This window comes from Arcobacter lacus (genome assembly GCF_003063295.1).
Taxonomy (GTDB): domain Bacteria; phylum Campylobacterota; class Campylobacteria; order Campylobacterales; family Arcobacteraceae; genus Aliarcobacter; species Aliarcobacter lacus.
The window spans coordinates 181,919-208,115 of record NZ_MUXF01000019.1 but is presented as its reverse complement, the minus strand read 5'-3'; the positions used below and the strand labels follow the sequence as shown (position 1 = coordinate 208,115).

The window sequence follows — 26,197 nt, the reverse complement described above, 5'->3', positions numbered from 1 at the left end:
GCAAATTAGTTTTTATAAAATGCAATTTTTTTAGTCTCCAATTTATCATACATATTTAGCATATTATGGTAATCTTGATGTAAAGTTCTATTGATAAAGAACTCTTTTCCTTCAATAATATTTAATGCTTTTTGAATTTTTTCTTCTCCATAAATATTATAAAGTGCTTCTTCATAATCTTCCCAAACTAAGTTTTCATTCTCCATTCTAATTAGTTGAGCTATTAAATGACCAAATTTATTATCTGAAAACTCTAATATTTCAAGAGCTTCATCAAACTCTTTTAAAAGTAATAAAAGTTGGACTCTAAAATCTTGCATTATAAAGTTTTCTTTGAAAATCACACCTAAAAAAAGTTGCATATTTAAAGAATCATCAAGACTATCAATCGAATCTAAAATATCATTTAAATCATAGTTTTCAAAATTTAAAACCATATCTCTTATTAGTTTACCTTGATTTTTATTATTATAAATCATGTCATCTATTGGATAAACTTCTGAAAAATCTGGAACTATCATTTGACAAGAATAAAAATCTAAATATGTATATTCTCTTAGATAAATATCTTTGTTTTGAAATTTTAAAATATCAAATAAAAACTCATACTCTTCTTCACTACTATTTCCTTCATATTTCCATGAAGAATATTCAAAATCTTTAATTTTATTTAAAAATTGGAATCCTAATTTTCCATTAGAATCAATAAAATGCGCTTCTAAATTAAAATTATTGCTAACCAATTCCATATCAAAAGTTGGTATCTCAAATCCATCAAGATTTGTTAAATCTCTTCCTTGCATAAGTTCTGTCATAGTTCGCTCTAAGCTAACTTCTAAAATAGGATGACTACCAAAAGAGACAAAAAGAGTTGAATTTTTTGGGTTTATTAAAGATATTGCAGTTACTGGAAAATTTCCACCTAAAGAAGCATCTAAAACTTCAACTATATAACCTAACTTTTTTAAACTTTGAACATCTTCATAAACTTTTGGAAAAGATTTAATAACTTCACTAGGAAAAGTTGGAAGAGAAAAACCATTTTTAATAATTTTAAATTTTACATATCTTTCTACTATTTCACTTAAAGCTTGAACTTTTGCTTCATTTGCTGTATTTCCTGTTGCTAAACCATTACTAGCAAAAAGATTACTCAAAATATTTATTGGAATATATGTTTTTTTACTATTTGTTTGATTTATAAAAGGAAGAGCAACTATTTTATCCATATAATCACTGTTAAAATCAACTAAATCTTTATCTTCCAAATCCTTATTTGGATTGTAAATCTTTTTTAATTCTTTATTTAAATAATCTCCTCCAAATTCAAAAGCAACTTCATCTGGATAATATTTTCTATTTGGAAGATGAAAATCTATAAAAAAGTTGTTCGTTTGTAATCTTTCGATGTATTCACCATAAGCACTTGCGATTGAAGCTTTTGAAATAACACCTTTTCCATTTGAATAGATATGATTTGGTGCTTCATTTGAAGCTAAGTTTACTGAAAAGCAGTTTTTTAAAGGATTTTTTTCTTGTGAAAATGAGGCTTCACAACCAACATCATTTAATACAGCTTTCATTTTTAAAATTGATTCTTCTACGGGGCTATTTTTTGATAATAGATTCATTGATTTTTTGTTCTTTCTTTGTAAGTTTTTGATTAGATAGTTTATAGTATAGCCAAAAAAAATATATTATAAGAATAAAGTTTTAGAATAAAAGTATTAATAGATAATATTTTAGCTATAATAAGTAAAATATCTATTTTAGGATTAATATGTTAGCTATTAATATCTCAACTCCAAAATCTATAATGCAAGATTTAAAAGATAAATTCAAACAAAAAAGATTATCTTTAAACCTAACACAAGAAGGACTTTCCAACAAAAGTGGAGTAAGTTTTGGAAGTATCAAAAGATTTGAATCAAGTGGAGAAATCTCTTTTGAATCTTTGCTAAAAGTTGCATTAGTTTTAAATTGTTTAGATGATTTTAAAAATATTGCAAATGAAAAAGATGAACAATACGAATCTATGGAAGATTTATTAAAAATAAAACCAATCAAAAAAAGAGGAGCTATAAAATGATAAAAACAGTAAATGTATTTTTAAATCATTTTGATAACAAACTTTTTGTTGGAAAATTAGCACTAAAAAATAGAAAAATATATTTTGAATATGATGAAAGTTTTATAAAAAAAGACATTGAAATTTCTCCTTATATTTTGCCATTAAAAAAAGAGTTGCAAGTTTGCAATGACAATATTTTTGATGGTTTATTTGGAGTTTTTGCAGATAGTTTGCCTGATGGTTGGGGAAAACTGCTTTTAGATAGACATCTTATGTCAAAAGGAATAAATTTTCACGATATTACACCACTTGATAGATTGTGTTATGTTGGTAAGTTTGGAATAGGGGCTTTAGGTTATGAGCCAATATATGAAGAGATTGAAACTAAAAATCAAGAGATTATTTTAGATGATTTAGCAAACTATTCAATCAATATTTTAAATGGTTCTAGTTATGAACTTCTTGATACATTATTGGCTATTGGTGGAAGTAGTGCAGGAGCTAGACCAAAAATAATGGCACAAATAAATGAACAAAATAACATAATTCATGGAAGCCAAAAATTAATAGAGGGTTTTGAACACTATATAATCAAATTTCCAAACTCAAACGATGGATTAAATATTGGAAAAATAGAATATATTTACTCTTTGATGGCAAAAAAAGCAAATATTGAAATACCTGAAACAAAGTTACTAAAAGGCAAAAAAAATAGCTATTTTGCGATAAAAAGATTTGATAGAATAAAAGATAATAGAGTGCATATTCATAGTGTGGCTGGATTAGTTCATAGTGATTTTAGAATTCCCTCACTTGATTACGATGATTTATTGACTTTATGTTTTCATCTAACAAAAGATATAAATGAAGTAAAAAAACTTTTTAGATTAGCCGTTTTTAATCTTTTTACACATAATCGTGACGATCACGCCAAAAACTTCTCTTTTATGTTAGATGAAAAAAACAGTTGGAAATTAACTCCCGCTTATGATTTAACTTTTTCTTATGGAGTGGGAACTGAACACAGCACTACATATTTAAATGAGGGAAAAAATCCAAATATAAATCATCTTGAAAAACTAGCATTAAAACATGGAATCAAAGAGTATAAACAAATAGTAGATGAAGTAAAAAGTGCAATTTTAGAGTTTCCAAATCTTGCAAAAGATGTGGAACTTCCAAAAAATGAAACTGTAAATTTGGGCAAAATATTTGGTCAGTTGATAGGAAAAAGATAGTTTAAAAAAACTATATAATCCCCAACTCTTTACTCATATCAACTATTAGTTTAGAAAATGGTTGTTTTGATAAATCTTCATTTTCATCTATGAGATTAAAAATATCTTTTTTGATTTGCTGAAATGGAATACCAGTTAAATTTTCTAACTCTTTGAGGCTACTTTGAGGATAAAGCTCTGCTTTTTGTATCATGTCGTAAACTATATCTTTGTGGGCTTTGTATCGTTCGTTTAGTTTAAAAATCTCGATATATTTGTCATATATATCAGTAAACTGTTCCTTTAAAGTTATATCTATATCATCTTTTGATTTTATATGTAAGTTTTTGCAAGAATCATCTAAAAGTAGTTTGAATTTTACTTTTTTGTGGAAGTCAAATTTCTCATCATTTGGTTTTAAACATTTTTCTATTTTAAATTTACCTACCTTTGAATCATGTTCAAAAGTATTTTTTGTTCCTTTTATTTTTGAAGAGTTACAAGTTGGACAAGATGGAATAAGATTATAAAAACTAAGTGCTAAATATGGATAAGTTCCTTTGTCATAAAAATGGTCAAGTTGAAAAGTAGATACTAAATCTTTTTTCTCCTTTTCAAAGTTTGTAATAAAATCTTTATTACAATAAAAACAAGTTCTAAAATTGAAATTTTCTGTAAAAAATGGGGTTAAACTAGCATTTTGATATTTATCTTTATATTTAAAAAGATTTTTTATTTTTTTGATAATGATTTCTTTATGTTTAACAGACAATTTATCAAGTCTATTTTCAATAGTGTTTATTAACTCTAATAAATCATTTTCTTTAGCTAATAAAATCTCATTTGTATTAATTTTCCAAAATACATATCTAAACAAACAATTTTGTTTTTTAAATCTCAAAAATCTTTGAGATAAATTTTCTTTAAGCTTATCAAAATTAGGTTTATTCAATTTTGTAATAAATTCATCATCAATATTGGTTTTTACATCTTTTAAATAATTTGAGTAATTAAGCTTTAGCATTTTTTTCATCCAAATATTTTTGTAATTCTTCTGCTTCAAATTGGTCTAAAAATTCTTTCATCTTGTTTTTTTTATAAGTTTCATTGTCAAAAATTTGTTCAAGTTCATCCAAATAATTTTTAATTATTGTTTGTAAAAATGGTTCACCAATGATAGATTGAATATGATTAAATTTTTTAATTTTATCTTCAAACTCTTTTTTATACTCTTCTTTTGGATTTTTACTTTTTTTTACTTTCTCATAAAACTCTTTAATCTCTTCAATTTTATTTTTCGCAAATTCACCCATAAGCCCATCACTCATAAAAAATCCATCTGAAAGTAAAGTATGAATATTTGCTCCAAAGGTTTTAATCTCAATATTATTACTTACATTTATACAATTTCCATTTTTCAAATCTTTGAGGTCTAATTTTGAATATTTTTCTTCTCTTCTTTTATTAACTTTATCCAAAAATATGATATTTTCTTTTGGTAAGTCAGATAATATAAAAGGAGAATGAGTTGTTAGTATTATATGTAAAGGTATAATTTCCCCTGTATATTTTTTATAAGTTTTAATCATATTTATAAAATTATAAATAATTTCTTGTTTCCATTTTGGATGTAAATGATTATCTATCTCATCCCCAATACAACTTATAGAAATGTTCAAATTCTTACGAGTTTCATAATAGTTAAATATTGAAATGAAATCTATTGAATATTTTATTAATTGCTTTTCACCATCAGATATTTCATTATATTGTATATCCGTATTACTATCATATAAATCTAAATCAAAAACTTGTAAATATCCATTTTTATGATTCATTATCATATTTTTATCAGTAAATATTTTTTGAAATATTACTATCTTTTTAATATTTTCTTTTAACTCTGAATTTATTGGAATATCAATGTATTGATTTTTATGAAAATTACTTTCATTAATCCAATTGAGATAATAAAATTTTAGAGTTTCCAAAATTTCATCTATTGAAAAATTACTATTTTCTAAATATGTTTGTAATTCATTAATTTTTTTAAGTTTTTCAAAAAAAGCACTTATATAACCTTTTGATTCATTCCATTTATTTATAAAAAATCTATTAACATTATCGGGTTTAACTTCATTGATTCCTTTCTCTATCTCATTTTTCTGATTTTCTAGTAACTGAAAAATTTTATTATTCATAGTATCGTATAACTGTAAATCATTACCACTATTTGTAGTATTAACAAGATAAAATTCTATAAATGCAATTAATAAACTTAAATCAAAACAACCAAAATCAGTTTTTTGATTGCTTGTAAATTGTGTTTGATGCAATTTTTCTATGTAAGAAAGAGTATCAATAATTTTATTTCTTATATTAGCAGTGTTATCAAAAAAATCATTTTTAGATATATTTTTAGGCATCCCTAATTCTTTGTTATATGCTTTTAATGAAGAGATAGATGAAGGTTTTAATATTAATCTTAAGTGATTAAATCTAAGAAATGAAGAAATATTATTTAAAATATAATCATTGTTAAGGACACTAGAAATATATCTTGGTACAAAAAAAATATTATTATGTAAGTTATATGTATAATTTGTATTATATACTCCTAAAGAAAAGGGTACTACTTTACCATCTAAATAAATAAAATCTAAATTATCTATATGTTTTGATTGATTATCTTTTGAAGAAGAAATGGGTAAAGAAATATAATTCAGATAATACTTATGATTATTGCTTGAATAATCAAAACTTGAAATTAAATGTATATCTAAATTTGTTGGTTTTAATAAAGTTGGTTTTTCTTTTTCATAAAAACAAAAATATTGAGTATCTTTTTGATATATTATAATTCCTCTTGGATTTATTCTATCTAAACTATTGATATAATTTAAAAGGCTACTCTTCCCACTCCCATTCTCTCCAACAATAGCAGTAATATTAATATTTTTAGGAAAAATACTTACATAATCTTTATCTTCAGTAATAGTTAAATTCTCACCATCATATTTACACTCAAACCTAGGCGAAAAATTAAACCCCTGATTCTTGATATTTTTATACTCTTCAACCCATAAATAAACTAATTCCATAAAAAACCTTGATTATTATTTGACTAAATTATATCAATAAAAGATAAGAAAATAATTATTCTTTAGTTCAAATTTTTCTTTTAAATTCTTTTACCACTTTTAACCCAATATTTATGCTATAATCACACAATTTCAGCATACATCGGTCTATGCCTGACTTCGTTTTTGTAGTCAAATTACAACTCAACTAAACTCAAATTATTCAACCTAGATCGGAACTTTAGTTCACAACTTCTGTAGGTTTATAAAAAACAAGGTACTTATGTCATTTTCAAACTTAGGTTTATGTAAAGAAATTCTTCGTGCAATTAAAGAAGAAGGTTATACAACACCAACTCCAATCCAATCAAAATCAATTCCCGTGGTTTTATCAAAAAAAGATGTTTTAGCAGCTGCCCAAACAGGAACTGGAAAAACAGCTGGATTTACACTTCCACTTTTACAAAGATTAAAAGATAGTAATTTAAAAGATAAAAAAACTCAAGTTAGAGCTTTGATTCTTACTCCAACAAGAGAACTTACAGCTCAAGTTGCACAAAGTGTTGAAACTTATGGAAAATATCTTCCTTTTAAATCAGCAGTTATTTTTGGAGGAGTTGGAATAAATCCACAAAAAGCTCTTTTAAAAAAAGGTGTTGACATCATCATCGCAACTCCTGGAAGATTGCTTGATTTAATCTCTCAAGATAGTCTTGATTTATCAAAAATAGAGTTTTTAGTGTTGGATGAAGCAGATAGAATGCTTGATATGGGATTTATAAATGATATTAAAAAGATTTTAGCAATTTTGCCAAAACAAAGACAAAATCTACTTTTTTCAGCAACTTTTTCAAATGAAATAAAAAAGTTGGCTGATAGCTTACTAAAATCGCCTGTTTTAGTAGAAGTTTCAAAAGCAAATAGTGCTTCTTTCAAAGTTGAGCAAGTTGTTCATCACGTTGATAAAGATAGAAAAAAAGAACTTTTATTGCATTTAGTAAATAAAAATAGTTGGCAACAAGTTTTGGTTTTTACAAGAACAAAACATGGAGCAAATAAACTAAGTGAAGCACTTCTAAAAGATAAAATTACATCAGCAGCAATTCATGGAAATAAATCGCAAGGTGCAAGAACAAAAGCATTAGATGATTTTAAAAATGGAAAGGTAAGAGTTTTAGTTGCAACTGATATTGCAGCGCGTGGAATTGATATCGAACAACTTCCTCATGTTGTAAATTTTGAATTACCAAATGTTGCAGAAGATTATGTTCATAGAATAGGAAGAACTGGACGAGCAGGAAATAATGGTATTGCGATATCTTTAGTTTGTGTAGATGAACATGAGTATTTATTTGGAATTGAAAAGTTAATTAAACAAAAAATCAAAAAAGTAGAGATAAATGGATTTAAAGTAAATCCAAATATTAAAGCAGAACCTATTGGAAATAGAAGTAATAGAGGAAATAAAGTTAATAATTTAAATCAAAATAGAAAAGTAAAACCAAAAAATGAAAATTCATCTTCAAGCACGAAACCAAGAAGGTTTGCTTCAAAAAACAGAAGAACAAATACAAGTTCTAAAAATATTTAGAAAGGTAAAATTTTATAAAATACCACAATTAAAAAATAAGGAAATATAAAATGAATAAAAAAATAAAACTAATTTTTATTTTAATTTTTTCAATAAATTTATTCGCAAATGATGTGGAACTTGAAAATTTATTTAAAAAATACCAAGTTGAAGGAACTTTAGTATTAGAGTCTTTAAATACAAAAAAAGTAGATATTTATAATGAAAAGAGAGCAAATACACCGTTTTCTCCTGCTTCAACATTTAAAATACCAAATACTTTGATAGCTTTAAATGAAGGTGTTGTAAACAAAGATTCTATAATAGTTTGGGATAAAAAAGTAAGAGAATTTGATGCTTGGAATAAAGACCAAACTTTACAATCAGCTTTCAAAAGTTCTTGTGTTTGGTGTTATAAAGAGTTCGCTTCAAAAATTGGAGTTGAAAAATATAAAAAGTATCTAAAAGAGCTTAATTATGGAAATAAAACAATAGGCAAAGATGTAACTGATTTTTGGTTGGATGAGAGTTTGAGAATTACAGCTTTTGAAGAGATAAGATTTTTAAAACAATTACAAGCAAATAATTTATCTTTTAAACAAGAAGATATAAATCTTTTAAAAGAGTTGATGATTGATGAAAAAAGCGAAAATTATGTAGTTAGAGCAAAAACAGGTTGGGAAGGAAAATATGGTTGGTATGTTGGTTATGTTGAAACAAAAAATGATGTTTGGTTTTTTGCTTTAAATATCGACACAAAAACAAAAGAAGATTTAGCAAAAAGAAAAGCTATAACTTTAGAAGCTTTAAAAACAAAAGGTATTATAGATTGAACTATGAAATAAAAAATAGTTTTATAAAAGCACAAATAAAATCTTTTGGAGCAGAACTAAATAGTCTAAAAAAATGTGATGAAAACTTCGAGTATATTTGGCAAGCAAATAGTAAATATTGGGCTAGACACTCTCCTGTTCTTTTCCCAATAGTTGGAAGACTAAAAGAAGATAGTTATTTTTATAAAAATAAAAAATATTCTCTTTCTCAACATGGAATTGCTAGAGATAAAGAGTTTGAGATTGTGCAAAATGAAGCTGATTTTATAGAGTTTAGACTAAAAAGTGATGAAAAAAGTTTGGAGTTTTATCCTTTCTTTTTTGAGTTAGATATTGGTTATAAACTAGATAAAAATAGTTTGATAGTTTCATATAAAGTAAAAAACAAAAGCGATGAAAAGATGTATTTTTCTATAGGTGCTCATCCTGCTTTTAATACTCAAATTGGTGACTTTTTAGAGTTTGAAAATATAAAAACTACAAAAAGGTACTTTTTAGATGATAAAGGTTTGATTTATAAAAATGAAGATTTGAACCTTGAAAATAGTAAGTTGTATTTAGATAAAGATTTATTTAAAGATGATGCTTTAGTTTTTAATGACTCTACTATCAAACAAATTGCTTTAAAAAATATAGAAAATAAAAGTAGGGTAAAAGTAAAATTTGATAATTTCCCTTATTTAGGTATTTGGTCAAAACCAAATGATGCTCCTTTTGTTTGTATTGAACCTTGGTTTGGAGTTGCTGATGAAGAAAATGCAAATCAAAAAATAGAGGATAAAAAAGGAATATTATCTTTAGAAAAAGAAGAAGAGTTTTTTTGCTTTTATACAATAGAAGTATAAAAACTCTTAAAAATCATCCCTTAATTAAAACTTAAATTTCTTAGATTAAGCTATTTATAAGCTAATAATTTAAAATCTCAAATAATTTTCAAAAAAATCTTATAAAATTTATCTTTTCTAAAAGTACTATAAAATGGTGCTTTATGAAAGAATTTTAATAAATTTCAAAATTTCTTGTAAAAAAGTGTCTGATTTTTTAATCTCAAACGTCTTATTGTCGAAAGAAACAATTTTAATAATTGTTCTTATAATAAATAAGGAGAATAAAAATGAAAAGAAAATCAATACTTGTTGCTCCAGTATTAGCAATACTTTTAAATACAAGTTTAAGTGCAGAACAATTTTCAGTTTCAAATTTGACATTGAAACAAGCAATAGAAGAGATAAGTAAAAAATCAAATATGCCATATATGGTAGATGGAAAATTACTTGATGGAAAAAAAGCACCAAATATAAAAAATATTGAAGGTGTAGAAAATGCTTTAGATGAAATACTAAAAGGTACAAATCTAAAAGCAACTATAGAAGATGGAACAATTTTAATAAAAGAAAAAGCAGTAGGGCAAGGTACAGTTTTAGAACCAATTTCAGTTAATGATAGTTATTTAGGAAGTACAACAGAGAACTCAAATTCATACACAACTGGAACTATGAATACTGCTACGAAATTAGATTTATCTATTCGTGAAACTCCTCAAACAGTTTTAGTTTATACAAGACAAAAGTTAGATGATCAAAATATTACATCAACTCAAGAATTTTTATCAAAAATTCCAGGTATTTCACTTAATAGATGGGATGAAAGGTTAGATGCAACAGCAAGGGGGTTTGATGTAAATTACTACTTATATGATGGAATACCAACTTCTATATATCCATCATCAGGAGGAGATGATCCTGATTTAATTGTTTATGATAGAGTTGAGATTGTAAAAGGTGCAAATGGACTTATGACAGGTGCAGGAAATCCTGCAATGGGAATGAACTTTATACGAAAACATGCAAATAGTAAAGTATTTAAAGGAAATATTGATGCTAGTGCTGGTTCTTGGGATAATTATACAATATCAACAGATATTCAAACACCACTTAATGCTGATGGAAATATAAGAGCAAGATTTCTAGCAAAACATCAAGATAGTAAATCCTTTTTAGATTTTTATGAAAAAACAAATGATGTTTTTTATGGTGTAGTTGATATAGATTTAACCGATACTACATATTTATCGTTTGGTGCAAGTTATGAAGATACTCAAAGAGATGGTGCTAGATGGGGTGGACTACCTGCTTTTTATACTGATGGTTCAAGAACAAATTTTAGTCGTTCTACAAATGTAGCTGCTGATTGGACATATTGGGATAATAAAACAACAACATATTTTACAGATTTTAAACAATATCTTTATAAGGATATTTCTTTAAATATAGCTTATACAAATAGACAAATGAACATGGATATGGTAGGTGCATATTTTGGAGGAAGTGGAGTTGATAAAGCAACAGGAATAGCAAATGGTTCAACAACTATTGGTGCTTGGGAATCAAAAGATAAAGAAAATAATTTAGATTTATATACTTCTATCCCTTTTGAACTAGGAAAATTAGACCATGAGATAATTACAGGTATTTCATATAATAAATCTAAGAATAAAGAGTATGGTTTTATAAGTGATGATACGACAAATCCTGCAATAGATTTTAATAATATTAGTTTAGTTAATCCTAACTTACAACTAGATAACTCTCCAAGGGGAGAAACTACACAAAAAGCCTATTATTTAGCAAGTAGAATCTCTTTAATGGAATATTTAAAATTAGTTGCTGGAGTTAGAGTTTCATCTTGGAAAAGTGATGTAAATAATTTAGATAGAGAATTTGATAATGAATTTGTGCCTTATGTAGGTTTAGTTTATGATTTAGATGAAAATCATTCTATTTATGCTAGTTATACAAGTATTTTTCAACCACAATTTGCTTGGGATTCAAATGATAAATTTTTAGACCCTATAGATGGAAAAAGCTATGAAACTGGAATCAAAGGTGAGTATTATGATGGACATCTAAATACTTATTTATCAGTTTTTAGAATAGAGCAAGATGGAGTAGGAGAAAGTACAGGTCAAACAAACTCTAATGGACATTATATCTCAGTAGCAAAAAAAGGAGTTGTGAGCAAAGGATTTGAAATAGGTGCATCTGGAAAAATCACAGATGATTTTAATTTAGATTTTGGACTTGTAAATTTTGAAGCTAAAGATGCAAATGGTGAGAAATTTACTACTACAAACTCAAGAACAACTGCAAATGTATGGGCTAAATATACTATTGATGATTATAGATTTGGTGCAGGATTGAATTATAAAAGTAAATTTTATTCAGGAAGTGGAACAACACAAATTACTCAAGATGCTTTTATAACTACTGATTTAATGGCAGGATATAAAGTAAATAAAAGTTTAGATTTTCAACTTAATGTAAATAATCTTTTTGATGAAAAATATTATGAGGGATTAGCTGATGCAAATAATCTACTTTATGCAAAACCTAGAAATTTTACTCTTGGTATGAAATATACTTTCTAATAAATATAAAGGAAGATTTTTCTTCCTTTATAGATTTAATTATGAGTTTTACTTAAAACTTATAATTAAGTTTATGAACTTTTATAAACTTAACTTCATAGGTTTTATGGATTTTTATGTGTTTCGTTTCCTTGTTCACATATTATTTATTATGATTAGTCTCATTTTCATAAAACCTATGATTTTATCTAATACTCTAAAATCAAAATATATCAATATGCAATACTTTCTATCCAAGATTTGTTTTTGTGTTAGAATTTTTTAAATTCTATTTTGAGGTTTTATTATGAATGATTTATCAAATTTAGTAGTTTATAATGATGGAGAGTTGGAACTCAAAGTTTCAGTAAATAGTGAAACTATTTGGCTTACACAAAAACAAATTTCAGAGCTTTTTGGAGTAAATATTCCTGCTATATCTAAACATATAAAGAATATTTATAAAGATGAAGAGTTAAATCAATTTTCAACTGTTTCCATTTTGGAAATAGTTCAAAAAGAAGGAAATAGAAATATTGTTAGAAATGTTGAGCATTATAATTTAGATATTATCCTTGCTGTTGGCTATAGAACAAGTTCATCAAAAGCTATCAAATTTCGTCAATGGGCAACTTCTATTTTGAAGAGTTATATCCAAAATGGTTATGTATTAAATGGTGAAAAAATTACAAATGAAAGATTTGTAAATCTTGAAAATGATGTAAATAGTTTAAAAAATCAAATTAATGAAGTAAAATCTAAAATAAAAGATAATAAACTAGAAACTAATCAAGGTATCTTTTTCGATGGACAAATATTTGATTCTTACTCTTTTATAAATGATTTACTAAAACTTGCACAAAAAGAAGTTATTTTGATAGATAATTATATTGATGATACAGTTTTTACACTTTTTTCAAAATATTCAAATATAAACTTTATAATCTACACAAACAATATTTCCAAACAACTAAAGCTAGATTTTGAAAAGTATCAAAAACAATATAAAAATCTCTCTCTAAAAACTTTTAAAGATTGTCATGATAGATTTTTGATACTTGATAAAAAATAGATGTATCATCTAGGAGCAAGTTTGAAAGATTTAGGCAAAAAGTGGTTTGCTTTTTCAAAAATGAATTTAAAAATAAATGAAATAATAAATAGATTGGAATAAATCTATATTTTATAGATTTTTCCAAACATCAAGCAAATCAAATAAAGCTGTATTTGTCTCTTTTATATATTTTTCACCTTCTTTTATCTCTTCAATATTTTGAATATATGGTGAATCAAAGTTAAGATACTCAGAATCTTCTTTTAGTATAGATTTTAAAGACTCTGCATTTGTCTCAAAGTGAAATTGTGTTCCTACTACAAAGCCATTTTTTGTAGCAAAAGCTTGATTTATAAAAGCATCATTTGAAGCAAGTCTTATTGTATCTTTTGGTAAGTCAAAAGTATCACCATGCCAATGAAATACCATCTGTTTTGGTTTTAGATTTGATGTCAAAATATGAGGAAAAACCTCGATTTCTCTCCAGCCAATTTCTCTAGTTTTTGAAGAATAAACTTCTGCTTTCAAAGCTTTTGCAATAAGTTGTGCACCTAAACAAATGCCAAAAACTTTTTTACCTTCTTTAATATGATTTTCCAAAAACTCTATCTCTTTTTTTATAAAATCAATATCATCATAAGCACTCATAGAACCACCCAAAACTATAAGTAAATCATCAGCATATAAAGGCTCATTTTCATAACATTTTATAACACTATATTTTATATTGTTTTTATTTGCCCATTCTTTTATTGCTGCTTCATCTTCAAAAGGTACGTTTTGCCAAATAGTCATGAGGTTTATCCTTTGTTTTTCTTATTTTAGCAATAAATAAAATAAAACTAGGGTAGATTTTTGTATAAAAAAAGGTAGATTTTAAAATTTGTAAAGAGAAATTATTTTCTCTTTACAGCTTTTGCGTTTGGTAAATCTGTGATTGTTCCATCGAAAATCTCAGCAGCCATACCAATAGACTCGTGAAGTGTAGGGTGAGCGTGAATTGTAAGAGCAATATCTTCTGCATCACAATCCATTTCAAGTGCTAAAGAAATTTCTCCAAGAAGTTCTCCAGCATTTTCTCCTACAAGTGCTCCACCAATTAGTTGATGTGTATCTTTATCAAAAATTAGTTTTGTCATACCTGTAGAAGAAACATCACTTGCTAATGCTCTACCACTTGCACTCCAAGGGAAAGTTGAAACTTCATAATTTATTCCTGCTTTTTTAGCTTCAGTTTCAGTCATACCAGCCCATGCAATTTCAGGGAATGTATATGCAATAGATGGAATTTGTTTTGGTTCAAAGAATACTTTATGACCTGCAATAACTTCAGCAGCAACATGACCTTCATGTACAGCTTTGTGTGCAAGCATAGGTTGTCCGATGATATCTCCAATTGCAAAAATATGATTTACTTTTGTTCTTAATTGATTATCAACTTTGATTAAACCTTGTTCATTTACTTCTACATTTGTATTTTCAAGTCCAAGTTTATTTCCATTTGCACTTCTTCCAAGAGCAACTAAAACAGCATCATATAAAATACCTTCTTTTGGTGCATTTTCACCTTTGAACTCTACATAAATTCCTTCATTTTTAGGAATAATACTTTGAGTTTGAGTTTTTGTCATGATGTTAAATCTGTTGCTATTTGCTTTTGTATAAAGTTTGATTATATCAGCATCAGTTCCAGTCATAAGTTGCTCTCCTCGAATTGCAACATCAACTTGACTTCCTAAAGTTGAGTAAACTGTACCCATTTCAAGTCCGATAATTCCACCACCAAGAATAAGAAGTTTTTTTGGTACTTCTTTTACTTCAAGTGCATCAGTTGAATCCCAAACTCTTGGGTCTTCATGTGGAATAAATGACATTTTTGAACTTTGGCTACCAGCTGCAATAATACAATAATCAAAAGTGATTTTTGTTTTTTCATCACTATTTGTTAAAGCAACTTCAACACTATATTCATCTAAAAATGTTGCATAACCTTGTACATGGTTTACTTTTCTCATTTTAGCCATTGCATCTAATCCACCAGTAAGTTTTTTTACAACTCCACTTTTGTATTCAGCAACTTTTTTTATGTCAATTTTTGGCTCTTCATAAAAGATACCAGCTTTTTCTATATGTTTTGCTTCTTCAACAACTTTTGCAACATGAAGTAAAGCTTTTGATGGAATACAACCAACATTTAAACAAACTCCACCTAAAGTTGAGTATCTCTCAACTATAGTTGTTTCTAGTCCTAAATCCGCACATCTAAAAGCAGCTGAATAACCTCCAGGACCTGCTCCGATTACTAAAACTTGAGTTTTTATTTCGTTCATAATAACTCCTTATAAGCTTAGTAATCTAATATCACTTAAAAGTTGTGATAAAGTAGTAGTAAATCTAGCACCATCTGCACCATCAATTACTTTGTGATCATAAGATAAACTTAGAGGTAAAATTAATTTTGGTTTAAATTCTTTACCATCAAATACAGGTTTAATAGAAGATTTTGAAACACCTAAAATTGCAACTTCTGGAGCATTTATAATTGGAGTGAAGTATGTTCCACCAATTCCACCAAGGCTAGAAATAGTGAAGCATCCACCACTCATATCTGCACTTGTTAATTTTCCATCTCTTGCTTTTTTAGAAAGTTCAGCTAATTCAATAGCAATATCTTTGAAACCTTTTTTATCAACATCTTTGATTACTGGAACTAATAAACCATTTGGTGTATCAACAGCAACTCCGATATTAAAGTATTTTTTCATAATTAACTCTTGTCCATCACTACTTAAACTTGAGTTGAATTTTGGATGAATTTGTAAAGCTTTTTGAACAGCTTTTATAATAAATACTAAAGGAGATAGTTTGAAATCTACCGCAATACTATTTTGTGCTTTTCTAAACTCTTCAAGTTCTGTAATATCAGCTTCATCAAATTGTGTAACGTGAGGCATAGATAAATAATTTTTATGTAAAAATGGTCCAGAAACTTTTTGAACACGACTTAGTTCAACTCTTTCAACGTTACCAAATACAGAGAAGTCTATCTCTTTTGATTCAGGTAAGTTAAATCCAAAACCAATATTTGAAGCACTAGCAGGTTTATTTAACTGCTCTTTTACATAAGCTTTAATATCATCTTTTAAGATTCTTCCTTTTTCACCACTTCCTTTTACAAATCCTAAATCAACACCAAATTCTCTTGCTATTTTTCTTACAGATGGTGAAGCATAAACTTTAGTAGCTTTTTTAGATAAAACTTTACTATCTTCTTTTTCAATACTAATAGCTGCTACTTCTTGGATTGTAGGAGTAGAACTTGCCACTTTTTCTACTTTTGTAGGAGTTGTATTTGCAGCAAATGTAGGAGTTGGAACTTTATCTTCAATAACAACACTTTTTATAACTTTTGCTATTAAATCTCCACTATTGATTTTTTGTCCTTTTTCTACAAAAATTTCAATAACTTCTCCACCAAATGGTGCAGGAACATCCATAGAAGCTTTTTCTGTTTCAAGTGTGATGATACTATAATCTTTTACTATAACATCACCAACATGAATCATAACATCGATTAAATCAACATCTTTTTCTGCTCCTAAATCAGGTACTCTTACTTCTTCAACAACAGATTTTATAGTTTGTTCTTTTACAAATTGTGTTGGAGTTTGAACAGCAACAACTTCTTCTTTTGGCTCTTCAACCTTTGCAGGTGTTGCAACTTCAACTTTTGGTTCTTCAACACTAGAGTCATCTTCTGCTTCAACTCTAGCGATTAAATCACCACTATTTGCTTTATCACCAACTTTTACTAAAATTTCTTTGATAATTCCAGCATGAGTTGTAGGAACATCCATAGAAGCTTTTTCAGTTTCTAAAGTTATAAGTCCATCTTCAACTTCTACTTTATCTCCAACTTTAACCATAATATCGATTAAGTCAACATCTTTATCAGCACCTAAATCAGGAATAAAAATATCATAAACTTTTGTCATTTTTTACTCCTTATGCGTTTCTTGGATTGATTCTATTTGAATCAATTTCATATTTTTTCATAGCTTCAAGAGCAACTTTTTTATCTAGTTTACCATTTCTTGCAAGTTCTGCTAAAGTTGTGTAAACGATAAAGTTTGTATCAACTTCAAAGAATTTTCTTAGGTTTGCTCTACTATCACTTCTTCCAAATCCATCAGTTCCTAAAGCTTTGAAACTTCCTTTTACATAAGGTCTTAGTTGTTCAGAATATGATTTCATATAATCTGTTGCACTAATAACAATATTATCACTATTGCTTCCTAAAACTTTTTCTATATAAGGAATTTTTGCTTCTTTATCTAAATTTAAAAGATTTTCTCTTTCAATATCTTGTGCTTCTCTTGTTAATTCATTGTATGAAGTAACTGAATAAATATCTATTTTAATATCATATTCACTTGATAAAATTTCTGCTGCTCTGATTGCTTCTTGGAAGATAGAACCTGAACCTAAAAGTTTAACTTTGAAATCATTTTTTGCTTCAAAAGTTTTTACTTTGTAAATACCTTTGATGATTCCTTCTTCTGCACCTTCTGGCATTGCTGGTTGTACATAGTTTTGATTTAATGTAGTGATATAGTAGAAGACATCTTCTTGTTTTTCACCATACATTCTTTCAACACCATCTTTTACGATAACTGCAACTTCATAACCATAAGTTGGATCATATGTAATACAATTTGGTACAGTGTTTGCTAAAATGTGTGAGTGTCCATCTTCGTGTTGTAAACCTTCACCATTTAATGTTGTTCTTCCTGAAGTTCCACCAACTAAGAATCCTCTTGCTTTTTGGTCACCCGCTGCCCAACATAAATCTCCAGTTCTTTGGAATCCAAACATTGAATAGAAGATATAAAATGGAATCATAGGATAATCATTTACTGAATATGAAGTAGCTGCTGCCAACCATGAACTCATAGCTCCTAATTCATTAATTCCTTCTTGTAAAACTTGACCTTTGATATCTTCTTTATAGAATGCAACTTGATCTTTATCTTGTGGGATATATTTTTGTCCGGCACTTGAATAAATTCCAAATTGTCTAAACATACCTTCCATACCGAAAGTTCTAGCTTCATCAGGTACTATAGGAACGATATTTTTACCTATGTTTTTATCTTTTAATAAAACATTTAAAACTCTTACAAATGCCATAGTTGTTGAAATTTCTCTATCACCACTACCTGCAAGAATACTTTCAAAATCACTTAAAGCAGGAATTTCTAATTTATTAGTAAATTTCTCTAATCTTTGCGGTACAAATCCACCAAGTGCTGCTCTTTTTTCTTTTAGATATTTAACTTCTGGTGAGTTTTCATCTGGTTTATAATATGAATATGATTCAACTGCTTCATCACTAATTGGTAAATCAAATCTATCTCTAAACGCTTTTAAGTGATTTACATCTACTTTTTTTACTTGGTGAGCGATATTCATACCCTCAGCAGCGCTTCCCATTCCATAACCTTTTACCGTTTTTGCTAAGATTACAGTTGGTCTTCCTTTAGTTTCAGTTGCTCTTTTAAATGCAGCATAAACTTTAACAGGGTCATGTCCACCTCTGTTTAATTTCCAGATATCATTGTCACTTAAATTTTCAACTAATTTTGCAGTTTCAGGGAATTTATTAAAGAAATTTTCTCTTGTATATGCTCCACCTTTTTGTTTAAAGTTTTGGTATTCACCATCAACTGTTTGCTCCATTAGTTCAAGAAGTTTTCCTGATGTATCTTTTTCAAGTAAACTATCCCATAGTCCACCCCAGATAACTTTTAGAACTTCCCATCCAGCTCCTCTAAATTCACCTTCAAGTTCTTGAATGATTTTTCCATTTCCTCTTACTGGACCATCTAGTCTTTGTAAGTTACAGTTTATAACAAAGATTAAGTTATCTAAACCTTCACGTGCCGCCATTCCAATAGCTCCAAGTGATTCAGGCTCATCACACTCACCATCTCCCATAAAACAATAAACTTTTTGTGCACTACAATCTTTTATTCCTCTATTTGTAAGATATTTTAAAAATCTTGCTTGATAAATTGCTTGTAATGGTCCAAGTCCCATTGAAACAGTTGGGAACTGCCAATAAGAAGGCATTAATTTTGGGTGAGGATATGAAGATAATCCATCATTGAAAGCTTCTTGTCTGAAGTTATCCATTTGATCTTCAGTAAATCTTCCTTCTAAAAAACTTCTTGCATATATACCTGGAGAGATATGTCCTTGAAAAAATATTAAATCTCCACCGTCTTTTTCATTTGGTGCTCTAAAAAAGTGATTAAAAGCAACGTCATAAAGTGTTGCAGATGATTGAAATGATGCAATGTGACCACCAAGTTCTAAATGTTTGTTTGAAGCTCTTTGTACCATAATTTGAGCATTCCATCTAATAATTGATCTTATTTTTCTTTCTAAATCCATATCAGCTGGCATTTTAGGCTCTTCGCTAGTTGGAATAGTATTAATATAAGCTGTTGTTGCACTATATGGTAAGTGTGCGCCACTTCTTCTTGATTTATCAATTAATTTTTCTAATAAAAAGTGAGCTCTTTCAACTCCTTCTTCTTCAATAATTGCTTCTAAAGCTTCCATCCATTCTTGTGTCTCTAATGGATTGATATCTTCTAAATTTAACAGTGACATAAATCTCCTTTGAAATAATTCTTAATTCTTAAAATTAATTTAACAATTTTAATTAATTTTAAATTATAATAAACTTATATGTTTAGATATTTTTTAAATATTTCTTAAATAAAAATATTATATAAATATATAAATCAAAATATAAGTTAAGGCCAAAATGATTTTTAACAATAAATTCAGATTGATTATATCACATAATCTTAGCTCAAACGATAACACTAATATAGATAAATCATTATTTAAAGCTTTTAAAAATGATAGTTTACCAATATTACGGCTTTATTCGTGGGAAAAAAGTATTACTTTTGGTGCGGGACAAAGTCCAAGTGACTATGAAAATCTATTAAAAGAGTATAAAAACAATTTCTCAAAAAGAATTACAGGTGGTGGAGTTTTATTTCACGGTCATGATATTTCTTACTCTTTAGTACTTCCTTCTAGTTTTATAGATAATAGAAGTGTAAAAGAGACTTATGAGTTAATATGTTCATTTATACTTGAATTTTATAGTAATTTGGGACTAAAAGTATCTTTTGCAAAAGATATTGAAAGTATAGTTTTAAGTAAAAGTCCATTTTGTCAAGTAGGATTTGAAGCTTATGATATAATAGTAAACGGAAGAAAAATTGGTGGGAATGCACAAAAAAGAGCAAAAAATGTAATTTTCCAACATGGTTCTATTCCAATTAAGAGTATAAAAAATGATGAAAAATATGGTGCTAGTTTAGAAGATTTTTCTATAAATTTAGATTTTGATGAAGCAATAAATAAACTAAAAGAAGCATTTGAACGAACTTTTAATGCACAACTTTTAGAATCACAATTAAACGAAGATGAATTAAATATATATAATGAATTATGTAAGGCGTAAAAATGACTAAAGAGATAACATTCAAAAAACCAGAATGGTTAAGAAAAAAACTAACTCCACATACACAAGTAGAGATGGAAAATTTATTAAAAGATGTGGGTGGACTTCATACTATTTGCCAAGAGGCAAAATGTCCAAATATCAGTGAATGTTTTGCAAATAAAAATGCAACATTTTTGATTTTGGGAAATATCTGTACAAGAAGGTGTACATATTGTAATGTAACAACTGGAAAACCAACAGAAGTTGATTTAAGTGAAATTCAAAAAGTTACAACTTCTGTTTTAAAACTTGGACTTAAATTTGTAGTTATTACAAGTCCAGCAAGGGATGATTTACCTGATGGTGGAGCAGAACAGTTTTTTAGAGTAACACAAGATATTTTAGAAAAATCTCCTCAAACAAAAGTTGAGATATTAATTCCTGATTTTAAAGGTAAAGAAGAGAGTCTTAAAAGAGTTATAGCTTCAGGTGCTACAATCATAGGACATAATGTAGAAACAGTTCCAAGTTTATATAGAATTAGAAGAAATGGAACTTATGAAAGAAGTTTAGAAGTTTTAAAAAGATTAAAAGAGCTTGGTGGTGATAAAGTACAAACAAAAAGTGCTTTAATGGTAGGACTTGGAGAAACAGAAGAAGAAATGGTACAAGTATTTAAAGATTTGTTGGCTGTTGGTTGTAAGTTTTTAAGTATTGGTCAATATCTTGCTCCTAGTGGAGATTATGAAAAAGTTATAGAGTTTGTAAAACCTGAACAATTTGCAAGATATGAAAAACTAGCTTATGATTTAGGTTTTGAATTTGTAAAAGCAAGTCCATATGCAAGAAGTTCATATATGGCACATCATTATTTAAATATGGCATCTGCACTTTAATTTAAATTAGCAATTAACAGATTGTAAAAGCTCTTTCATTTTTCTATACTTTCAAGATATAAAATTGGGGTATAGAAAATAACTTCAAAATATAAATCCCTCAAATATAAAACTAACAATAAATAAAAATAAGCAACTTTTTGCTTATTTAACAAAAGGAAAAAATATGAAAATAAATGAGTTCATATTACCTTTATATAATCGATTAGATATTGCATTTATAAAAGGTAAAAAATCTGTATTATTTGATGAAAATAAAAAAGATTATATAGATTTTGCTTCAGGAGTTGGAGTAAATAGTTTAGGTTATGCAAATAAAAAAGTAGTAAAAACAATAGAAAAACAAGCAAAAAAAGTTTTGCATACTTCAAATGTATATCGTATAAAATCACAAGAAGAGTGTGCAAAAAAAATAGTTGAATTAAGCACTTATGATATGCAATGTTTTTTTTGTAATAGTGGAGCAGAAGCAAATGAAACTGCTATAAAACTTGCTAGAAAATATGGAAATGTGACATTTAAAACACCTAAATATAAGATTATTACTATTAAAAACTCTTTTCATGGAAGAACAATAGCAACTTTAAAAGCAACAGCACAAGAAGATAAACATAAATATTTTGCTCCATATCCTGATGGATTTGTTTATGCAAATGATATAAATGAAGCTATTTCGATGATTGATGATGCAACTGTTGGTGTTATGTTAGAGTTGATTCAAGGTGAGGGTGGTATTTTTATGCAAGATATTTTTCAAGTGCAAAGACTTGAAAAAATCTTAAAAGAGAAGAAGTTACTTTTAATAATAGATGAAGTTCAAACAGGAGTTTATAGAAGTGGGAATTTTCTAATTTCTCAATATTTTGGAATAAAACCTGATATTGTAACTTTAGCAAAAGGTTTAGCAAGTGGTATTCCAATAGGTGTTATGATGACAAGTTTGAAAGATATTTTTACTTTTGGTGATCACGGTTCAACTTTTGGTGGAAATCATCTTTCAACAACAGTTTGTAGTAAAGTTCTAAAGATTTTAGAGAAATATTCAAATAGTGGAAAACTTAGTGAAAATATAAAATATTTTAACAGTTGTTTACAATATTTTACAGATAAATATCCAGATATTTTTTTGCAAAAAAATGGTTGGGGATTTATGCAAGGACTTGTTTTAAAAAATGAAAATGATTTAAGTAATATAGTAAATCTTGCACTTAAAAATGGTGTTTTAGTTTTAAAATCAGGAAAAAATATTATCAGATTTTTACCTCCAATAATTATTTCAAAAAAAGAGATGAAAGAAGGTTTTAAAAGATTTGAAAAATCTTTACAAAAGCCCATAAATTAGCAATTTTTGGATTGTGGAATGTACTATTTTCTTTTATACTTAAGATGATTTTTACTAAAAAAGGAGATAGAAATGCGACATCGAACAAAAACACATTTATTGACAAATGAGCAAATAGATGAATTGCTTTTAAAAGCTGAGGTTGGAAGATTAGGAACTATTAGTGAAGATGGATTTCCTTATGTTTTACCTATGCATTTTGTATATTTTGATAATAAAATATATATGCATGGTCTTCCAAAAGGTAAAAAAATAGATAACATAAAGTTTAATTCAAATGTTTGTTTTGAACTCGATGAAATGATAGGTTTACTTTATGAAGGAGTTGAAAATCCTTGTGATGTAAATACTGAATTTAATAGTGTTATTGTAGAAGGTAAAGCTTCTTTAGTTAGTGAATTTGATGAGAAATATCAAGCTTTAAGTCAAATAGTAGCAAAATTCACTCCTCATTTTGTTGGTAAAGAATTACCAGAAAAGATGATAAAAGGAACTGCTGTAATAAGAATTGATATTTTAAATCGTGTAGGAAGATATTATAAATAAAAGATTTAAATCCCAGCAAATTAGTTAAGAAAGTTTAATATATGAAAAAAATAAAACTATTTGTTGATTCAAGTGTAAATCCACAAGCAAAAGTAGGGTTTGGAGCTTTTTTAGAAGTTTTTGATGATTTATCAGTTGATGATTTAAAAAAAAATATAAAAATAAAAAGATTTGATGATACTAGTTCTACAAAGTTGGAACTTCAATCCTTACTTTGGGCTTTAGATGAGATTGAGATATTAGCTGATACTAAAATAGAAGTTTATACTGATTGTCAAAATATAGTAGGTTTACAAAATAGAAAAGAAAAACTTGAAGCAAATGATTATAAAAGTTCAACTGGAAAAACTATAAACAATTATGAGTTATATAAACTATTTTTTGAAAAGATAGAAAAGTTAAATATAGATTTTATAAAGATAAAAGGACACAAAAAAAATAGTCTAAAAGATGAGTTAGATACTATTTTTAATTTAGTAGATAAAGCTTCAAGAAGTGCTTTAAGAAAGAACTTCATTTAAAAAACAACCATTTCCATAAGGTTGTTTTGAGTAGTAAAATTTTGAGTGATTTACTATCAAAGCATGATATTCTTGATAAGTTATGACTAACTGTTTTTCATCAAAAATCACTTTTTTTAGTTCATCTTCCATAAAATATTTTATATCATTGTACTTTGCTTTTTCATCTAAGAGTTTATTGTGTACTAAAAATCTTTTAGTATAAGCATCTACTTTAAGTTCTGGTTGATTATAAGCATAAAGTAGCATAGAATCAGCAGTTTCAAATCCTATTCCTTTTATAGATAAAAGTTCTTCTCTTGTTGGAATTTTGCCATTTAGTTTTTCAAAAAACTCTATAAAATTTAAAATATAGTTTGCTTTTTGATTGTTATATCCTGATGGTCTTATAAGTTCTTTTAGTTTTTCTATTGGTAAGTTTTTTATTTTTTTATAGTTTAGGCAATCTATTTCATTTAAGTTATTTAAAGATTTTACAACAGAAGTAAAAGTTGTATTTTGAGTCAAAATTGAGCCTAAACATACTTCAAAAACTTCATTTTCATCTCTTGGAAAACTATAATCTAAGATATGATAACCATCGTTGTTTCCTTTTTTTTCACTATTTTTACCTTCATAGTTTATAAAAGGCCACCAACCTTGAGCACCATAAGTTTGATAAAGTCTTTGATATATTGCAAAAACTTTATTCATTTAGTTATTTTCTCTTACTGATTCGTATGCTATTAATATTTTTTTTCTTTCAATGCCCCATCTATAACCACTCATTGCTCCACTTTTTGCAATAACTCTATGACAAGGAATCAAATAACCTATATGATTTTTTCCAATAGCACTTGCAATTGCTCGTACAGCTTTTGGTTTTTCTAAATAGTTTGCTATATCTTGATAAGTTGCTACTATTCCATTTGGAAGATTTAAAAGAGCTTTCCAAACATTTATTTGTAAATTTGTACCTTTTACCAAAAGTGGATATTTTTGGTTTTTTACAAAGATATTTTCCAAATATTCGTAAGCAAGTTTTTCATCAAAAACTAAATTTGCATTTTCCCAAAGTTCATTAAATCTTTGGAAAATCTCTTTTTTATTATTATCAATAAATCCTAAATAACAAATACCTTTATCAGTAAATCCTATCAAAGCTTCACCAAAAGGAGTTTGACCAAAACCATAAGTTATTTGAACATCTTTTCCTTTTTCTTTCCACTCTTTTGGTGTAACACCAATCAAGTTTACAAAAAGTTCATGAAGTCGGCTAGTGCTAGATAGTCCAATATCCAAACTACTATCAAGAATGGATTTGGACTCTTTTATATGCTCTTTTGCATAATTTAAAGTAACGCAGTGTAAAAACTGTTTAGGAGTAACACCTACATACTCTTTGAATACTCTTATAAAATGGTATTTGCTCATACCTATATTTTTTGCTATTTCATCAATTGATGGATGTTCTTTGAAGTTTTCATCAATATATCTTATAGCTTTTTCTATTTGTTTATAAGTTGTATCCAACGTTGTCATGTAAATACTCCTAATCTTGTATTTATTTAGTATGTACTGTTGTTGTAAATAACAAAATTGTTAGCTAATTCTTCTAACTCTTTGCTAATTTTAGCTTGTAAACTAGTGTTGTTTATATCATCTAATACATCACAAATTTTGTTTGCTATTAATTCAAACTCTTTTTCTTTCATCCCTCGTGCTGTTAATGCTGGAGATCCTATTCTAATCCCTGATGTTACAAATGGACTTCTTGTTTCTCCTGGTACTGTGTTTTTATTTACTGTAATCCCTGCATTTCCTAAAGCTGCATCTGCATCTTTCCCTGAAAATGGTTTATTTAAAAAACTTACTAATACTAAGTGATTATCTGTTCCACCACTTACTATATCATATCCTCTTTTTGTTAGAACTTCTCCTAACACTCTTGCATTTGCTTTTACTTGTTTTGCATAATCTTTCCATTTTGGATCAAGTATCTCTTTAAATGCTACTGCTTTTGCTGCTATTACATGAACAAGTGGTCCACCTTGAAGTCCTGGGAAAATAGCTGAGTTTATTTTTTTAGCAATCTCTTCATCATCAGTCATTATCATACCACCTCTTGGACCTCTTAAAGTCTTATGAGTA

Annotated in this window: 21 protein-coding genes and 1 pseudogene; 12 read left to right on the top strand and 10 right to left on the bottom strand. The window is 27.3% G+C overall.

The genetic code is table 11. The features are described from left to right. Nucleotides 1-5: 5 nt before the first annotated feature. Complete coding sequence (locus tag B0175_RS09735) at nt 6-1,631, bottom strand: YcaO-like family protein (RefSeq protein WP_108528381.1); 1,626 nt, start codon at nt 1,629-1,631, stop codon at nt 6-8. Nucleotides 1,632-1,780: 149 nt separating this feature from the next. Here B0175_RS09735 and B0175_RS09730 point away from each other — a divergent pair, with 149 nt between their 5' ends. Together B0175_RS09730 and B0175_RS09725 are read left to right on the top strand one after the other, a co-directional pair. Next, entirely contained in the window at nt 1,781-2,089 is a 309-nt protein-coding gene (locus B0175_RS09730) for a helix-turn-helix domain-containing protein (RefSeq protein WP_108528380.1), read from the top strand. Next, nucleotides 2,086-3,309, top strand: a complete 1,224-nt coding sequence (locus tag B0175_RS09725) for a type II toxin-antitoxin system HipA family toxin (RefSeq protein WP_108528379.1) — start codon at nt 2,086-2,088, stop codon at nt 3,307-3,309. The genes B0175_RS09730 and B0175_RS09725 overlap by 4 nt, the downstream gene beginning before the upstream one ends. Nucleotides 3,310-3,319: 10 nt before the next feature. Here B0175_RS09725 and B0175_RS09720 read toward each other — a convergent pair whose 3' ends face one another. After that, nucleotides 3,320-4,312, bottom strand: coding sequence for a hypothetical protein (locus tag B0175_RS09720; protein WP_108528378.1), 993 nt, complete (start codon nt 4,310-4,312; stop codon nt 3,320-3,322). Next, the gene (locus B0175_RS11205; RefSeq protein WP_146175191.1) at nt 4,299-6,389 is read right to left on the bottom strand and encodes an AAA family ATPase; all 2,091 of its coding nucleotides are present in this window, start codon (nt 6,387-6,389) and stop codon (nt 4,299-4,301) included. Before B0175_RS11205 ends, B0175_RS09720 begins: the two co-directional genes overlap by 14 nt. Nucleotides 6,390-6,651: 262 nt before the next feature. On the opposite strand from B0175_RS11205, the gene B0175_RS09710 reads away from it, so the two are divergent. The 5 genes from B0175_RS09710 (at nt 6,652) to B0175_RS09690 (ending at nt 13,249) form a co-directional block, all read left to right on the top strand. Next, nucleotides 6,652-7,959, top strand: coding sequence for a DEAD/DEAH box helicase (locus B0175_RS09710; RefSeq protein WP_108528377.1), 1,308 nt, complete (start codon nt 6,652-6,654; stop codon nt 7,957-7,959). Nucleotides 7,960-8,009: 50 nt separating this feature from the next. Further along, nucleotides 8,010-8,771 carry a class D beta-lactamase gene (blaOXA, locus tag B0175_RS09705; protein WP_108528376.1) on the top strand — a complete coding sequence of 254 codons (762 nt, stop codon included), beginning with the start codon at nt 8,010-8,012 and terminating at the stop codon, nt 8,769-8,771. Beyond that, nucleotides 8,768-9,616, top strand: coding sequence for an aldose 1-epimerase family protein (locus tag B0175_RS09700; protein ID WP_108528375.1), 849 nt, complete (start codon nt 8,768-8,770; stop codon nt 9,614-9,616). Before blaOXA ends, B0175_RS09700 begins: the two co-directional genes overlap by 4 nt. Before the next feature lie 269 nt (nt 9,617-9,885). Further along, nucleotides 9,886-12,198: a TonB-dependent siderophore receptor gene (locus B0175_RS09695; protein ID WP_108528374.1), complete on the top strand. Its 2,313-nt coding sequence runs from the start codon at nt 9,886-9,888 to the stop codon at nt 12,196-12,198. Nucleotides 12,199-12,484: 286 nt separating this feature from the next. Further along, the gene (locus B0175_RS09690; RefSeq protein WP_228156098.1) at nt 12,485-13,249 is read left to right on the top strand and encodes a virulence RhuM family protein; all 765 of its coding nucleotides are present in this window, start codon (nt 12,485-12,487) and stop codon (nt 13,247-13,249) included. Nucleotides 13,250-13,360: 111 nt separating this feature from the next. Here B0175_RS09690 and B0175_RS09685 read toward each other — a convergent pair whose 3' ends face one another. From B0175_RS09685 to aceE, 4 genes are all read right to left on the bottom strand, one after another. Continuing rightward, nucleotides 13,361-14,026 carry a type 1 glutamine amidotransferase gene (locus tag B0175_RS09685; RefSeq protein ID WP_108528373.1) on the bottom strand — a complete coding sequence of 222 codons (666 nt, stop codon included), beginning with the start codon at nt 14,024-14,026 and terminating at the stop codon, nt 13,361-13,363. Between the two features lie 101 nt (nt 14,027-14,127). After that, nucleotides 14,128-15,561: a dihydrolipoyl dehydrogenase gene (gene lpdA / locus B0175_RS09680; protein WP_108528372.1), complete on the bottom strand. Its 1,434-nt coding sequence runs from the start codon at nt 15,559-15,561 to the stop codon at nt 14,128-14,130. 9 nt (nt 15,562-15,570) lie between these two features. Next, nucleotides 15,571-17,226, bottom strand: coding sequence for a dihydrolipoyllysine-residue acetyltransferase (locus B0175_RS09675; RefSeq protein WP_108528371.1), 1,656 nt, complete (start codon nt 17,224-17,226; stop codon nt 15,571-15,573). A gap of 10 nt (nt 17,227-17,236) precedes the next feature. Next, a complete protein-coding gene (gene aceE / locus B0175_RS09670; protein WP_108528370.1) occupies nt 17,237-19,909 on the bottom strand; it encodes a pyruvate dehydrogenase (acetyl-transferring), homodimeric type in 2,673 nt (890 codons plus the stop codon). A gap of 157 nt (nt 19,910-20,066) precedes the next feature. On the opposite strand from aceE, the gene B0175_RS09665 reads away from it, so the two are divergent. From B0175_RS09665 to B0175_RS09645, 5 genes are all read left to right on the top strand, one after another. Further along, entirely contained in the window at nt 20,067-20,780 is a 714-nt protein-coding gene (locus B0175_RS09665) for a lipoate--protein ligase family protein (RefSeq protein WP_108528369.1), read from the top strand. Nucleotides 20,781-20,782: 2 nt separating this feature from the next. Next, nucleotides 20,783-21,658: a lipoyl synthase gene (gene lipA, locus B0175_RS09660; protein WP_108528368.1), complete on the top strand. Its 876-nt coding sequence runs from the start codon at nt 20,783-20,785 to the stop codon at nt 21,656-21,658. A gap of 166 nt (nt 21,659-21,824) precedes the next feature. Continuing rightward, nucleotides 21,825-23,000, top strand: a complete 1,176-nt coding sequence (locus B0175_RS09655) for an acetylornithine transaminase (protein ID WP_108528367.1) — start codon at nt 21,825-21,827, stop codon at nt 22,998-23,000. Nucleotides 23,001-23,072: 72 nt separating this feature from the next. Beyond that, the gene (locus B0175_RS09650) at nt 23,073-23,546 is read left to right on the top strand and encodes a pyridoxamine 5'-phosphate oxidase family protein (RefSeq protein WP_108528366.1); all 474 of its coding nucleotides are present in this window, start codon (nt 23,073-23,075) and stop codon (nt 23,544-23,546) included. Nucleotides 23,547-23,587: 41 nt separating this feature from the next. Then, entirely contained in the window at nt 23,588-24,067 is a 480-nt protein-coding gene (locus tag B0175_RS09645; RefSeq protein WP_108528365.1) for a ribonuclease HI, read from the top strand. On the opposite strand, the gene B0175_RS09640 is transcribed toward B0175_RS09645, so the two are convergent. The 3 genes and pseudogenes from B0175_RS09640 to glyA all read right to left on the bottom strand — a co-directional run. Beyond that, entirely contained in the window at nt 24,047-24,760 is a 714-nt protein-coding gene (locus B0175_RS09640) for an endonuclease III domain-containing protein (RefSeq protein ID WP_108528364.1), read from the bottom strand. The two genes, B0175_RS09645 and B0175_RS09640, sit on opposite strands and share 21 nt — an antisense overlap. Beyond that, nucleotides 24,761-25,588, bottom strand: a complete 828-nt coding sequence (locus B0175_RS09635) for a bifunctional helix-turn-helix domain-containing protein/methylated-DNA--[protein]-cysteine S-methyltransferase (RefSeq protein ID WP_108528363.1) — start codon at nt 25,586-25,588, stop codon at nt 24,761-24,763. Nucleotides 25,589-25,614: 26 nt separating this feature from the next. Next, a pseudogene (gene glyA, locus B0175_RS11335) lies at nt 25,615-26,197 on the bottom strand (serine hydroxymethyltransferase); the annotation flags it as partial.